Source organism: Streptomyces sp. NPDC058470 (assembly GCF_042721055.1).
Classification (GTDB): domain Bacteria; phylum Actinomycetota; class Actinomycetes; order Streptomycetales; family Streptomycetaceae; genus Streptomyces.
In genome coordinates, this window is the sequence record NZ_JBHXMF010000001.1 from 178,678 (window position 1) to 192,382 (window position 13,705).

Annotated in this window: 11 protein-coding genes; 1 reads left to right on the forward strand and 10 read right to left on the reverse strand. The window is 69.4% G+C overall.

The window, feature by feature from the left end:
- The 10 genes from ACFWP7_RS00810 to ACFWP7_RS00855 form a co-directional block, all read right to left on the reverse strand.
- Positions 1 to 557: serine/threonine protein kinase (locus tag ACFWP7_RS00810; protein WP_384374127.1), on the reverse strand; the 557-nt coding region annotated here is incomplete at its 3' end.
- Between the two features lie 71 nt (positions 558 to 628).
- Positions 629 to 1,954 carry a hypothetical protein gene (locus tag ACFWP7_RS00815; protein WP_384373790.1) on the reverse strand — a complete coding sequence of 442 codons (1,326 nt, stop codon included), beginning with the start codon at positions 1,952 to 1,954 and terminating at the stop codon, positions 629 to 631.
- A gap of 71 nt (positions 1,955 to 2,025) precedes the next feature.
- Entirely contained in the window at positions 2,026 to 3,051 is a 1,026-nt protein-coding gene (locus ACFWP7_RS00820) for a glutamate ABC transporter substrate-binding protein (protein ID WP_384373793.1), read from the reverse strand.
- 14 nt (positions 3,052 to 3,065) lie between these two features.
- The gene (locus ACFWP7_RS00825; protein ID WP_384373796.1) at positions 3,066 to 4,574 is read right to left on the reverse strand and encodes a hypothetical protein; all 1,509 of its coding nucleotides are present in this window, start codon (positions 4,572 to 4,574) and stop codon (positions 3,066 to 3,068) included.
- Between the two features lie 392 nt (positions 4,575 to 4,966).
- Positions 4,967 to 5,980, reverse strand: coding sequence for an N-acetylglucosamine kinase (locus ACFWP7_RS00830; RefSeq protein ID WP_384373799.1), 1,014 nt, complete (start codon positions 5,978 to 5,980; stop codon positions 4,967 to 4,969).
- Positions 5,977 to 7,242 carry a 6-phospho-beta-glucosidase gene (locus tag ACFWP7_RS00835; RefSeq protein ID WP_384373802.1) on the reverse strand — a complete coding sequence of 422 codons (1,266 nt, stop codon included), beginning with the start codon at positions 7,240 to 7,242 and terminating at the stop codon, positions 5,977 to 5,979. Before ACFWP7_RS00835 ends, ACFWP7_RS00830 begins: the two co-directional genes overlap by 4 nt.
- Positions 7,243 to 7,247: 5 nt before the next feature.
- Positions 7,248 to 8,147, reverse strand: a complete 900-nt coding sequence (locus ACFWP7_RS00840; RefSeq protein ID WP_384373805.1) for a carbohydrate ABC transporter permease — start codon at positions 8,145 to 8,147, stop codon at positions 7,248 to 7,250.
- Between the two features lie 4 nt (positions 8,148 to 8,151).
- Complete coding sequence (locus tag ACFWP7_RS00845) at positions 8,152 to 9,096, reverse strand: carbohydrate ABC transporter permease (RefSeq protein WP_384373808.1); 945 nt, start codon at positions 9,094 to 9,096, stop codon at positions 8,152 to 8,154.
- Positions 9,097 to 9,103: 7 nt separating this feature from the next.
- A complete protein-coding gene (locus tag ACFWP7_RS00850) occupies positions 9,104 to 10,441 on the reverse strand; it encodes an ABC transporter substrate-binding protein (protein ID WP_384373811.1) in 1,338 nt (445 codons plus the stop codon).
- A gap of 75 nt (positions 10,442 to 10,516) precedes the next feature.
- On the reverse strand, positions 10,517 to 11,728 hold the full coding sequence (locus ACFWP7_RS00855; protein ID WP_384373814.1) for an ROK family transcriptional regulator: 1,212 nt from the start codon (positions 11,726 to 11,728) through the stop codon (positions 10,517 to 10,519).
- Positions 11,729 to 12,007: 279 nt separating this feature from the next.
- Between ACFWP7_RS00855 and murJ the strand changes: the two genes are divergently transcribed.
- A complete protein-coding gene (gene murJ, locus ACFWP7_RS00860) occupies positions 12,008 to 13,699 on the forward strand; it encodes a murein biosynthesis integral membrane protein MurJ (RefSeq protein ID WP_384373816.1) in 1,692 nt (563 codons plus the stop codon).
- Positions 13,700 to 13,705: the final 6 nt, after the last annotated feature.

A 13,705-nucleotide genomic window follows, 5' to 3' on the forward strand; every position in this document is an offset into this window, starting at 1 on the left:
TGCGCCAGACAGCCCACGACCTCGTACTGGCCGTGCACGATGTCGCCCGCGGACAGCTTCGGCACGAACGAGTACGGGTTGCCGCACTTCGTGCAGAACCCCTCCGTGCGCCCGGGCGTCTCACCGCGCGAACGCCCCACCGGCGCACCGCAGTCGGAGCGCGAGCAGAACCGCTTGCGCTCGGGCACCTCCGGGTTCTCCTGGACCATCCCGCGCGGGTCGGGCCGCGGCACCCCCGGCACCTCGACCAGGCCGACACCGAGCCGGCCGCGCCCGGTGGAACCGGCGGCCGAACCGGAGCTGCGCACCGACACCGAGCGGCTCGTCGAGGTACCGGACAGCGAGCGCGAGAGGCGCCCGGAGACCGAGCGCCGCGACTGCGAGGAGCGCGACGACGTACGCGAACTCGCCCGTGAACTACGGCTGTTGGAACTGGCCGAGCCTCGCGAACTCCGGCCGCCTGCCGTGATCCCGGTCGGCGGGGATCCCACCATCCCGCCCGCGGACACGACCGGCGCCAGACCGCACGTGTCGCAGTACAGCTCACCGCCGCCCATGTCCTCGTACGAACCCGAGCAACCGGGCCGCTGGCACTTCTGCTGCTCACCCACAGACCCAGACTGCTGACTCACGATTCCCCCTTACGGTCCTGCGGCCCGTTGCCCTGCTCGGGCACCCGCGGGCTGAACAGGTCGGCCGCCGCGTGCTGGTAGCGCAGCACGGCGTCCTCCGCGACCCGCAGGTCGCAGGGCGCGCTCCACAGCATGCGGCGCGCCGCGTCGTAGCGCTCGATGAGGAACGGGTCCTCCGCGAGCCCGTGCCGGGCGACCTTCGCCTTGTACGCGTCCAGGCGGCCGCGCAGCTCCGCGCGGACCGCCAGTGGCTGGGTGACCGCGGTCAACGACTCGCGGGCGCGCAGCAGTTCGTCCTCCGCCTTCTCCTCCAGCGCCTCCAGGAGCGGCGAGAGACGGTGCCACTGGGCGTGCCTGCGGTACTCGGCGGCCGTCGCCAACTGCTCCTGGAGCACGGTCGGCGGGCCGCTGACCGCGGGCACCTCGGACGCGGCGATCTTCGCGAGCACCTCACCGCGGGCGCTCCTCGCCTCGGAGAGGGTGCGGTCCGCGCGGCTGAGCACGTCCCGCAGCTTCACCAGCCGCGCCTCGGCGTCCTGCCGGACGGTGAGCACGGCGTCGATCTCCCGGCGCACATCCTCCAGGGAACGCGCCTCGCGGTCGTACGTCGTGGTGTCCGGGCGTCCGCCGCCGGGCGCCGAACTCCCTTGCGCGGGCAGCCAGAAGGCCAGCGGGTCGGACACCACGCGCTCGCGCAGGGTGGTGAGTGTGCGGGTGATCCGCTCCAGGTCGTCGCCGGAAGGATGCTCACCGGGGCGTACGCCGACGGAGTGGGCGAGCCGGCGGGTGCGGTGGAGCTCCGCGGCCAGTAAATCGATCCTGGCGGGCAGCGCGGACCAGACCGCGTCCGCGGCGATGATCATGTCGAGCGAGGACGCGTACAGCTCGTTCATCCGGTTCACCAGCGCGACCAGCGAGAACCGCTCGCTGAGCTTGCCGGAGCCGGCGAGCGTCGGCGCGTTCGCCGTCGCTGTGGCGGAACCGGCGACCGTGATGCTCGCGCCGCGCAGCAGCTCGGTCAGCTCCACCAGGTCCTCGCGGCTTGACCAGCGTCTGCGGGAGCGGATCTCGCGGGCGGAGTGCATCGCGTCCGTGTACGCGTCGAAGTACGCCCAGAGCAAGGTGATCGAGGCATCGGCGGCCGACCAGCGCTCCTTCGTCGTGCCGGTGAGCTCGGCGCCTTCGAGGAGTCTGCGGCCCGCGTGGTCCTGCAGGGCGAGGAGCGAGGTCTCGATGGCCTCGTGCTCCGCGCCGAGCCGCGCCAGCGCACGGTCCACCTCGTCCCGGTCCAGCACCGGCTCGGGGGGCCCCGTGACGCCCATCGATCACCTCTCGCTTTCGGTTGGTCCGGCTAGGTGTACCGCTACCACTACTGCCGCTGCTGCCCGTACCGCTACTTGTACTGCGCGGCGGGTGGATTCGACGACGGGGAGTCCGCCCCCAGGGTCGGGGAGAGCCACTTGTCGTACGCCGTCCGCCAGCCGCTCTGGCGGTAGTTCTCCAGGACCTGGTTGACCCGGCGTACCAGATCGTCGGCGCCCTTCTTCATCGCCACGCCGTAGTACTCGGTGGTGAAGGTCGTGCCCTTGAGCTCGACCGTGGGGTCCTGCGCGGCCTGGCTCGCGGCCAGCGCGCCGTCGGTCACCACGGCGTCGACCTCACCGAGCTGGAGCCTTACCAGGCAGTCGAGTTGGTTGGGAACCGTCGTCGAGATGTCGGCGGTGGAGACGAGCTTGCCCGCCTTCTTGTCGGCGTCCAGCTTCTCGTACGCCGTGGAGCCCGTCGCCGTGCAGATCCTCTGGTTCGCCAGCGACTTGTCGTATCCCGTGATGGTCGAGTCGATGGGGGCCAGGACCTGCTGGCCGGTCTCGAAGTAGGGCGCGGAGAAGGCGACATCCTCAAGCCGGGAGCAGGTGATCGTCATGGTGCGGACCACCATGTCGACCTTGCCCTCCTGGATGGCGGGGATGCGCTGGTTGGTGGGGATGGCGCGGAACTGCACGGCGGACGGGTCGCCCAGAATGTCATCGGCGATCGCGTGCACGAGGTCGATGTCGAAGCCTTCGAGGTCGCTGCCGCTCTCCGTGTTGTTCGGGTCGCGGTAGCCCCAGCGGAAGCTGTTCTGGTCGACGCCGACGATCAGCCGCCGGTCCTTGGCCGGCCGGTTCTTGATGGCCTCGATCGCCGGCCCGTCCAAGCTCGACGGCGTCAGGCTCTGGTCCTGCGGATCGGTGCACTCCTCGGCCTTCGCCTGCTCGCCCTGGCCCACCCCCTGGCCGCCGATGCCGGTGCTGCCGTCACCGCGTGTGCTGCTCAACGGCAGCAACAGGGCGAACACCGCGGTGAGTGCGCAGGCGACGGCCATCGCACCCACGCCGCCCCAGCCCTTCAGGCTTGCCCTCAGACGTCGTGCACTCATTGCCGCTCCTCCTCTCACCGGTACTCCGAAAGCCTGCGTCCGACGCCCAGCACCGCGCCCGCCGCGGCCAGCACCGCGAGGATCGCCGCACCCACCGGCAGACCGGTCATCGCGTCCAGGCCGTTGCCCGCCGACTGCTTGAACTCGGTCTCCTCGTGCGCCAGTGCCAGCGCCAGGTTCTTGTCGACGCCGTCGAAGCACTCGCCCGTCGGCTTGTCGCTCTTGGAACCGATCACCTTGTCCAGTGCCGCCTGGTAGTTGCCGTCGTCGTCGGCCGCGCGGGCGGCCAGGTGCCGGACCTTCCACTCCTCCATGTTGCCCGTCGCGGTCGCCACGGGCTGCTCGCCCGCCTTGTCGTCGGCGAGGGCGGAGGCGGCGGCCAGCTTCTTGGTGAGGTCGTCCATCTCCCGCTGGAAGTCGTAGTCGAAGGCGTCCACGACCGTGCCGTCCTTCAACTCCTTGGTCTCCGCGCCCCGGCTGACCAGCGTCAGGTTCTCGTTGCCCCGCGCGTTCAGTGACGCGAGCCGGGCGTCGTTCAGCACGTTCAGGGAACGGACCCCGTGGTCGTAGGACTCGTCGAGTCCCGCCCGGGCCACGCTGTGCCCGACCACGAGCCAGAGCAGTACGACCGCGGAGGCGGCGGTGGCGGCGGCCATGCCCTGGTTCAACACCCGGTTCGTACGCCGGTAGTTGCGCCGTTGGGCCCAGGCGAGGCCGCCGAGTGCGAGCAGGCCGAGGCCGATCGCGGCCCACGGGTAGGGCGTGGCGTCGGCGTAGTCGGCCTCCAGGCGCTGGTTCTCCTTGGTGTAGAGATCCTTGGCCGCCGGGAGCATCTCGTCCTGCATCGTCGCGTTCGCGTACCGGAGGTAGGCGCCGCCGAGCGGGAAGCCCTGCCGGTTGTTGGCGCGGGCCCGCTCGATCAGGCCCTTGTACTCCGGCAGGAGTTTGTTGAGCTTGGTGATGGTGTCGGCCGACGGGGAGCCCGGCTCCGAGTTGGCCGCGGCCGTCACCAGCTTCTCGGCGGCCGTCTGGATGTCCGCCTCGTACCGGGTCCGGGACGCCTCCGTCTCCTGGCCGCCCGCCAGGAAGCCGCTGGAGGCCGCCGTGTTGGCGTCCGCGAGCGAGCGGTAGATGTCCGCCGCGCTGGCGCTCAGTGGCTGGCTGCTGTTCAGCACGTCGTCCGCGGCGGCCGATCGGTCCGTCATCTGCCAGGCGGCGACCGCGCCGAACGCGACGACCAGCAGGGCGAGTACGGCGCCGATGATCCGTAGGCGGCCCGGTTCCGTCGTCGCCGCGGCGCGCAGGGTGTCCACGCCTTCCGCCCAGGCCGTGCGGCGCGGGGGAGCGGGGGAGGGGGTCTGCGCGGGTGTGTGTGCGCTGTTGGGCTTCTCGGGTCCTGTCGGTCGCGGTGCCGCTGGGCCGGACTGCGGCGGTAGGGCCGGCATCGTGGGTGCGGCCGGGCGTGCCGGTGGGACCCCCGGTGTTCCCGGTGGTGCGGTGCTGCCGTTCGGCGGGTGTGTCACTCGACCTCCCCCATGGTCATCCGTCGGGCACCTCTGTCCTGTGTGCGAGGAGCACGGACGAGGTGCACGGCCGCAAGTATCGTCGCAGGGACCGCCATCCGCACAGATCTTGACTCGATCTTGTTCGGATCACAGCGCAGCGCGAAGCTCCCCGCAAGCCCCCCTTCCCCTGAACACGCGCCGGGTATGTGTTCGGTTCCCGTTCGGGGGTGGGGGGTGCCGCCCCCGGGCCCCCGCTGTCGGCCTGGACGGCCTTGTCCTCAAACGCCGGACGGGCTAGAGATCTTCAGCCCCTCCGGCGTTTGAGGAGTGGGGGTTTGAGGAGTGGGGGTTTGGGGGCGGAGCCCCCAAGTAACGGGAATGGGTAGGGGCGGAGGGGGCGAAAGAAGCTCTCAGGCACCCTCGTAGAACGCCCGCACGCGGGTGTGTGTCTCGGCCGGGGCCCCCACGTGGTCCAGGCCCAGGAGCGCGGCGCCCAGGACCGGGCGGGCTGTGACCACCTGGGGGACTGCTTTGGGGGCGCGGTCGGACAGTAGGGACCGGATACGGGTGTCGAGTTGGGGGTGGCGGGCGGCGAGGATGCTGCCGCCGAGGAGGACAGGGGTGGGTTCCTCCAGGAGGGACAGGCGGGTCAGGGCGACCGTCGCCATCGCGACCACCTCCTCCGCGAGGCGGTCGACGAGCGAGCGGGCGACCGGGTCGCCGTCGACCGCCGTGGCGAACAGAACCGGCGTCAGCTCGTGCCGCCGGGCTTCCCCGAGATGTCCCAGGTGCAGTGCCTCGATGAGGGCATACATGGACGGCAGCCCGAAGTGGGCGGGGAGGGTGCGGGCGAGAGCGGTGGGCCCGCCCCGGCCGTCCTCTGCGCGCGCCGCATGCCACAGGGACTCCTCCGCGAGCCCCCCACCACCGCCCCAGTCCCCGGAGATACGCCCGATCGCGGGGAAACGGGCGGTGAGCCCGTCGGGCCGCATACCGACGCAGTTGATGCCCGCCCCGCACACCACCGCGACTCCGCGCGGCTCGGCGATCCCGGCCCGCAGAATCGCGAAGGTGTCGTTGCGCACCTCCACACTCGCCCCCCACGCACGCGCGTGCAGCGCGGCCGCCAACCGCTCCTCCTCGACGGGGAGATCGGCGTTGGCGAGGCAGGCGGAGACATGGGCGACGGAGGTGACGCCGGCCTCGGCGAAGGCCCGGCCGACGGTCTCGGCCAGTGAGTCCACCGCCGTCTCCACGCCGACGACCGGCGGCCGGAAACCGCCACCGCGTGCCGTCCCGGCCACCCGTCCGTCCGCGGCCAGTACAGCCACGTCGGTCTTGCTGTTCCCCGCGTCGATGGCCAGGACCAGGGCCGCGGGGGCGGATCCGGCGGCTGCGGCGGCGCCGGAATCCGATGAGGTCATGCCCACGCGAGGTGCTCCCGGTTGTGCGCGATCAGCTGGTCGGTGAGGGTGTCGGCGTACGCGTGCTGGCCGATGAGGGGGTGGGCGAGGAGAGCGCGGAACACGCGGTCCCGGCCGCCGCGCAGGGCCGCTTCCAGGGCCAGGTCCTCATAGGCGGTGACGTTCGCCATCAGGCCCGCGTAGAGCGGGTCCACGGGCGGCACCGGCAGTGGTGTCGGCCCCCGGTGGCCGATCGCGGCCTGCACCTCGATCACGGCGTCGGCCGGCAGGAAGGGGAGCGTTCCGTTGTTGTACGTGTTCACCACCTGGTAGGGGCTGCCGCCCCCGCCGAGCAGCGACGCCGCGAGGTCCACAGCCGCCTCCGAGTAGTACGCGCCGCCGCGCTTGGCGAGCAGCTCCGGCTTCTCGTCCAGCGTCGGGTCGCCGTACATCTTCAGCAACTGCCGTTCCATCTCCGCCACTTCGGAGGCCCGGGAAGGGCTGGTCCGCAGTTCTCGTACGACCTCGTCGTGCGCGTAGTAGTAGCGCAGGTAGTACGACGGGACGACGCCGAGGCGGTCGACGATGCTACGAGGCAGGTGCAGGTCGTCCGCGATGGTGTCGCCGTGTTCGGCGAGGAGTTTGGGCAGGACGTTCTCTCCCTCGGGGCCACCCAGGCGCACACCGGTTTCCCAGCTCAGGTGGTTGAGGCCCACATGGTCCAGGTGCACCTCTGCGGGGGTGACCCCGAGCAGCGCGGCGAACTTCCGCTGGAAGCCGATCGCCACATTGCACAGTCCGACGGTCTTGTGGCCGGCCTGGAGCAGGGCGCGGGTCACGATCCCGACCGGGTTGGTGAAGTCGATGATCCAGGCGTCCGGGTTGGTACGGCGGACGCGTTCGGCGATGTCGAGGACCACGGGCACCGTGCGCAGCGCCTTGGCGAGCCCGCCCGCACCCGTCGTCTCCTGCCCGACGCAGCCGCACTCCAGCGGCCAGGTCTCGTCCTCGTTGCGTGCCGCCTGCCCGCCGACGCGCAGTTGCAGCAGTACGGCGTCGGCGCCCTCGACGCCCGCGTCCAGGTCGGCGGTCGTGACGATCCTGCCGGGGTGTCCCTGCCGCGCGAAGATCCGCCGGGCCAGTCCGCCCACCAGCTCCAGGCGCTCCGCCGCCGGGTCGACGAGCACCAGCTCCTCGATGGGCAGGGTGTCCCTCAACCGGGCGAAGCCGTCGATGAGTTCGGGGGTGTAGGTCGACCCTCCCCCGACCACGGTGAGTTTCATTCGTGTCAACCCTTCACTCCGGTGAGCGTGACACCCTCGACGAACGCCTTCTGCGCGAAGAAGAACACGAGGATCACGGGGGCCATGACCAGCACGGTCGCGGCCATGGTCAGGTTCCAGTCGGTGTGGTGCGCGCCCTTGAACGACTCCAGGCCGTAGGAGAGCGTCCAGGCGCCGGGGTTCTCGGAGGCGTAGATCTGGGGCCCGAAGTAGTCGTTCCACGCGTAGAAGAACTGGAAGAGGGCGACCGCGGCGATACCGGGTTTGGCCATCGGCAGGACGACTTTCAGGAGCACCCGCAGGTCTCCGCAGCCGTCGACCTTCGCCGCGTCCAGGTACTCGTTCGGGATCGTCATCAGGAACTGGCGCAGCAGGAAGATGGAGAACGCGTCGCCGAACGCCATCGGGATGATCAGCGGCCACAGGGTGCCGGACAGGTCCAACTGCTGGGCCCAGAACAGGTACATCGGGATGATGACGACCTGCGGCGGCAGCATCATCATCGAAATGACCAGCATCAGCGACAGATTCCGGCCCCGGAAGCGGAACTTGGCGAGTGCGTAGGCCACCGGGATCGAGGAGGCGACGCTGAGGACGGTGCCGGCACCGGCGTACAGGAGGGTGTTCTTCCACCAGGTCAGAAAGCCCGGGGTGTCGAAGACCTTCTTGTAGTTGCCCCATTCCCAGGTGTGCGGGATCAGATCGCGGCTGAGTGCCTGGGTGTCGCTCATCAGCGAGGTCAGGAGAACGAACACGAAGGGGAGTACGAAGAAGAGGGCGGTCGCGACGCCGAGGGCGTGGACGGCGATCCACTCCAACAGGGCCTTGCGGCGGGCGGTGCGCTCGGCGGGCGAGACGGGCACCTTCAACTCCGTGGGTGTTTGCAGTACTTGAGTGGTCGTCATGGTGTCAGTCACCTGCCTGGATGAGACCGCCCCGGCGCCGCATCAGGAACGCGGTGAACACCATGGACAGGGCGAACAGCACGAGCGCGACCACACAGGCGGAGCCGTAGTCGAAGCGCTGGAAGCCGAGGTTGTAGACGAGTTGGGGGAGGGTGAGCATCGACTTGTCGGGATAGCCGGGCACGAACTGCGTTCCGGCGCCCTGGATGACGCCCGAGGCGACCTTCCCCGCGATCAGCGGCTGTGTGTAGTACTGCATGGTCTGGATCACGCCGGTGACCACCGCGAACATCACGATCGGCGAGATGTTCGGCAGCGTCACGTACCGGAACCGTTGCCATGCCGACGTGCCGTCCAACTCGGCCGCCTCGTACTGCTCTTTGGGTACGTCGAGCAGCGCGGCCATGAAGATGACCATCAGGTCGCCGACCCCCCACAGGGCCAGCATGGTCAGGGCCGGCTTCGACCATGCCGGGTCGTTGAACCAGCCGGGCGCCGGGATCCCGATGTTCTCCAGGATCGAGTTGACCGGCCCCGTACCGGGGTTGAGGAGGAAGGCGAAGGCCATCGTGGCGGCGACGGGCGGGGCGAGATAGGGCAGGTAGAAGAGGGTGCGGAAGACACCCGTACCCGTCTTGATCTTCGTGATCAGCAGGCCGACGCCGAGCCCGAAGAGGACCCGGAGGCTCACCATGATGACGACGAGCCACAGGGTGTTGCGCAGGGCGGGCCAGAAGAGCGGATAGCTCTCGAAGACGTACTTCCAGTTCTTCGTGCCCACCCACGTCGGCGGCTGGAAGCCGTCGTAGTGCATGAACGAGAAGTAGACCGTCGAGAGCAGCGGGTACGCGAAGAAGACCGCGAAACCGATCAGCCAGGGCGACATGAAGGCGGCCGTCTTCAGCGCCGCCCGGCGGCGCTTGGCGCGCAGTGTGTATGTGGCGCTCATGACGCTGCTACTTCGCCTGCGCGATGTCCGTGTCGATCTGCGCGGCGGCCTTCTTCAGGCCCGCCTTCAGATCGGTTTCCTTGCCGCTCTCGTAGTCGTATCCGAACTCCTGGATCGTCACGAGATACGAACCACCGTTGATCGAAGGGGGAGTTGTCGTCGAGTTCGGGTTCGCCGCGATGTCCAGGAAGGTCTTGAAACGCGGGTCGTACTTCAGGTCGGGCGACTTGAGGGCGGCGAGCGTCGAGGGCACGTTGTGGATGGCGTTGGCGAATCCGACCACGGCGGCGGTGTCCGTGGTCATGTACTTCACCAACTCCCAGGCCGCGTTCTGCTTCTTGCTGGTGGCGGCGATACCGGCGATGGTGCCGGTGATGTAGCCCTTGCCGTACTGGTCCGCCTGGTCGTCGGGGACGGGCAGCGGCGCGACGCCGATCTCGAAGCCGGGCTTGGCCTCCTCGGCCATGCCGAGCCGCCACTCGCCGTCCAGCTGCATGGCGACCTGGCCGGTCTGGAAGGGGTGCTTGGGGCCCCACTCGTCACCGAGCTTGGAGCGGTACGTCTCCAGCTTCTGGAAGCCGCCGAGTTCGTCGACGAGCTTCTTCTGCAGCGTGAACCCGGCCTCGAAAGCAGGGTCGTTGGCGACGTTCGACTTGCCGGCCGAGTCGAAGTACGTCGGCGAGAACTGCCCGAAGTAGTGCTCGGTCGTCGACTCCCAGCCGTGGTAGTTCGGCATGAAGCCGAGCTGGGAGTAGCTGTCGCCCTTGGAGACGGTCAACTTCTTGGCGTCGGCCTCGAATTCGGACCAGGTCTTCGGGGGGCTGGAGATGCCCGCCTTCTCGAACGCGGTCTTGTTGTAGTAGAGGCCGTACGCGTCACCGAGCAGCGGCGCCGTGCAGCGGTTGCCCTCGAACTGGGTGTACTCGTTCATGGCCTTCGGGAAGGTCGTCTCCGGGTCGATGCCCGCCTTCTCGAAGAAGGGGTTGAGGTCGACGAAGGCGCCCGAGGAGCAGAACTTGCCCACGTTGTTGGTGGTGAACGAGGAGACGACGTCGGGGGCCTTGTCGCCGCCCGCGCGCAGCGCCTGGTTGACCTTGTCGTCCGTCATGTTGCCGACGATCTTCACGTGGATGTTGGGGTGCGCCTTCTCGAAGCCCGCGACCAGGGACTTCACGGCCGCGACCTCGCTCGGCGCGCTCCAGGCGTGCCAGAAGTTGATCGTCGTCTCCGCGGACGCGTCGTCGTTCGCGCCGGATTCGGTCTGGCCGGTACAGGCGGAGGTGAGGAGGGCTATGGAGGCGGACGCGGCGAGCGCGACGGCCACCTGTCGGGACATTCCGGGCATGGCGGGGTCTCCCTAGGGCAGGGTGAAGGTGTTGGGGGTAGGGGCTACGGGTTCAGCGGAAGGGGGTCTAGGGGTTCAGCGGGAGGTGTCGAACACCTCGTCGCGGGTGGCCGCCAGGGCGCTCTCCAACGCGCCGCGCAGCACGGGGTGTTCGTGTACGTCGCCGAGCACGAGGCGTGGCCGGGACGCGGCCAGCTCCTCCAACTCGGCCTGGACCAGGGCGCGCAGCGGTTCGCCGCCGGCGGTGAGCGAGGTGCCGCTGAGTACCACCAGCTCGGGGTCGAGCACGGAGACGAGCGAGGCCAGACCGGTGGCGAGCCCGGTCGCGTACGTCTGAAGGAGCTGCCGATGGGGGCCGTCGTCGTGGGAGGCGGCCTGCTCGACGAGGGCGGCGGCGACCTCGGCGTACGGACCGCTGGGTACGGGCCGGATGCCCAGCTCGCGCGCCAGCTTGGGGAGGGCCTGTGAACCGGCCAGTTCCTGGTAGCCACCGCTGTTGGCCTTGGTGACCTGCCGGACGAGCGGCGCTCCCGGCACCGGCAGGAAGCCGACCTCGCCCGCGCCGCCGGTCCAGCCGCGGTGCAGCCGCCCGCCGAGCACGAGCGCGGCACCGAGTCCCTCTTCGTTCCACAGGAGTACGAAGTCCTCGTGTCCCCGCGCCGCACCGAGCCGCTGCTCGGCGATGGCGACGAGGTTCACGTCGTTCTCGTACTCGACGGGCATCGGCAGCGCCGCCGCCAGCTCGTCGAGGATCCCGGCGGAGTGCCAGCCGGGCAGGTGCGAGGCGTACCGCAGCCGCCCGGTGTTGGGGTCGAAGGCGCCGGGCGTCCCGATGACGATCCGGCGGACGTCGTCCCTGGCGAGCCCCGCCGCCTTCACCGCGCCGTCGAGGGCGTCGGTGACCTGGCGTACGACGGACTGGGCGGGGTGCCTGCCGGGCGTGGGCAGCTCGTACTCGCCCACCGTCCCCCCGGTCACGTCGGCGACGGCGGCGAGGATGCGCTCGGGGGTGACGTCCAGGCCCGCCGCGTAACCCGCGGCCGGATTGACCACGTACAACTGGGCGTTGGGGCCGGGGCGGCCCTCGATGGTCCCGGTGGCGAGCACGAGCCCGGCCGCCTCCAGGCGCGCCAGAAGCTGGGAGGCGGTCGGCTTCGAGAGGCCGGTGAGCTTCCCGATCCTGGTCCGCGACAGCGGGCCGTGCGCGAGCAGCAGATCCAGGGCGGCGCGGTCGTTCATGGCGCGCAGGACGCGTGGAGTGCCCGGCGTGCCGGCGGATCCTGCCATGTGTGCGCCACCTGCCTTTCCGCCGCACAGCCTCTCAACGTGGCCGCCGGTAAGTCCACCGGAAGATCATTGTTAGGAATGTTTCCTATTGATGGGAGGAAAGTAAGCCGCAGCAGATGGGGGCGTCAATAGCGGCCGCCGGTGGCAACAAAGTCGTTACCTGCGGGGTGCCGGAAGGTCGCCCTTGGGCAGGGGCGATCTCGCTGCCCAACTGGTCGGCCAGGCAGGCGAGATGCGGAGCATGAGGGTCCGGTGATCTTCGCGGCATAGGCTGATGCCATGGTGGAGGGGGCGAAGGCCGCGATGAAGTCTCAGTCGACGGACGAGTACGGAGGTGGACGGCACGCCGCCCCCGTGACGAAGGCGGCCAAAGGGGGATTGGCTCGTTCGTCGTTGCTGATGGCGCTGGGCACCATGGTGTCGCGGGCCACGGGTCTGATTCGGCAGGTACTGCAGGCAGCAGCCTTGGGTACAGGGCTGCTGGCCAGTACGTACAACACGGCGAACACCGTGCCGACGAGCCTGTACACGCTGTTGATCGGCGGGGCGCTCAACGCGGTTCTGGTGCCGCAACTGGTACGGGCCAGGACGACACAGCCGGACGGGGGCCGCGCCTACGAGCAGCGGCTGGTGACGCTCGTGCTGTGTGTCCTGGGCGTGGGGACCGCGCTGGCGGTGTGGGCGGCCCCGAACATCGTGAGCCTGTACATGCGCGACACCCCCGACAGTCACGAGGCGTTCGAACTGACGGTTGTGTTCGCACGGTTCCTGTTGCCGCAGATCTTCTTCTACGGCCTTTTCAGCATTCTTGGCCAGGTCCTGAACGCTCGCGAGAAGTTCGGCGCGATGATGTGGACTCCGGTGCTGAACAACATCGTGCTGATCGGCATGTTCGGCACTTACTTGGGGCTGATGACGATCCCGGAACGGGTCGAGGACATCACCACCACACAGGTGCAGCTCCTGGGCATTGGCACCACGGCAGGAATCGTCCTGCAGGCTCTCGCGCTGATCCCGTTCGTGCGTGCCGCCGGCTTCCGGTTCCGGCCCCGGTTCGACTGGCGGGGGACCGGCCTGGGCAAGAGCATCCATGCCGCGAAGTGGACCCTGTTGTTCGTCCTGGCCAATCAGGTCGCCCTGACCGTGGTGACCAACTACGCAAACGCCGCCGACCAGGAACTGCCACACGCCGGCGCCGGCTACTCGGCCTACATGTACGCACAGACCATCTGGATGCTGCCGCAGTCGATCGTCACTGTCTCTCTGGTGACCGCGCTGCTGCCCCGCATGAGCAAGGCAGCCGCCGAAGGCCGCATACCGGATCTGTGCGCCGACCTGTCTCGGGCCCTGCGCATCACCGGTGTCGTCATCGTGCCTGCCGGCTTCCTCTTCCTCGCACTGGGCCCGCAGATCTCGACGCTGCTGTTCGCCCATGGCGCGACGAATGCCGCGTCTGCCCAGCCTCTTGGCCAGATGCTGCAGGCATTCGGGCTCGGACTGATCCCGTTCTCCGCGCAGTACCTGCTCCTGCGCGCCTTCTACGCCTTTGAGGACACCCGCACCCCGTTCCTCATGGCCGCCTGGATCGCCGTGGTGAACCTCGCGCTGGCCACGGCCTGCCATCTGCTGCTGCCCGCACGCTGGGCGGTCACCGGCATGGCAGCCGCATACGCACTGTCGTACGTGTCCGGCCTCGCACTCACCGCGTGGCTGCTGCGCAAGAAGCTGGGCAGTCGCATCGACAACGACGGAGCACTGCGCCGCACCTACGCCAAACTGGTACTCGCTGCGGCGGTGGCCGGTGTCGTGGGCTGGGGAACCGCTCGTGCCTGCGCCGACACGCTGGACACGGGCACGTGGGGCACCGCACTCACATTGGCCGCAGGAACAGCCACCATGGCGCTGGCGTACCTGCTGCTCGCACGACTGCTGAGGATCAGCGAGTTGCGGAGCCTTCCGGGCTTGAGGTGACGGTCG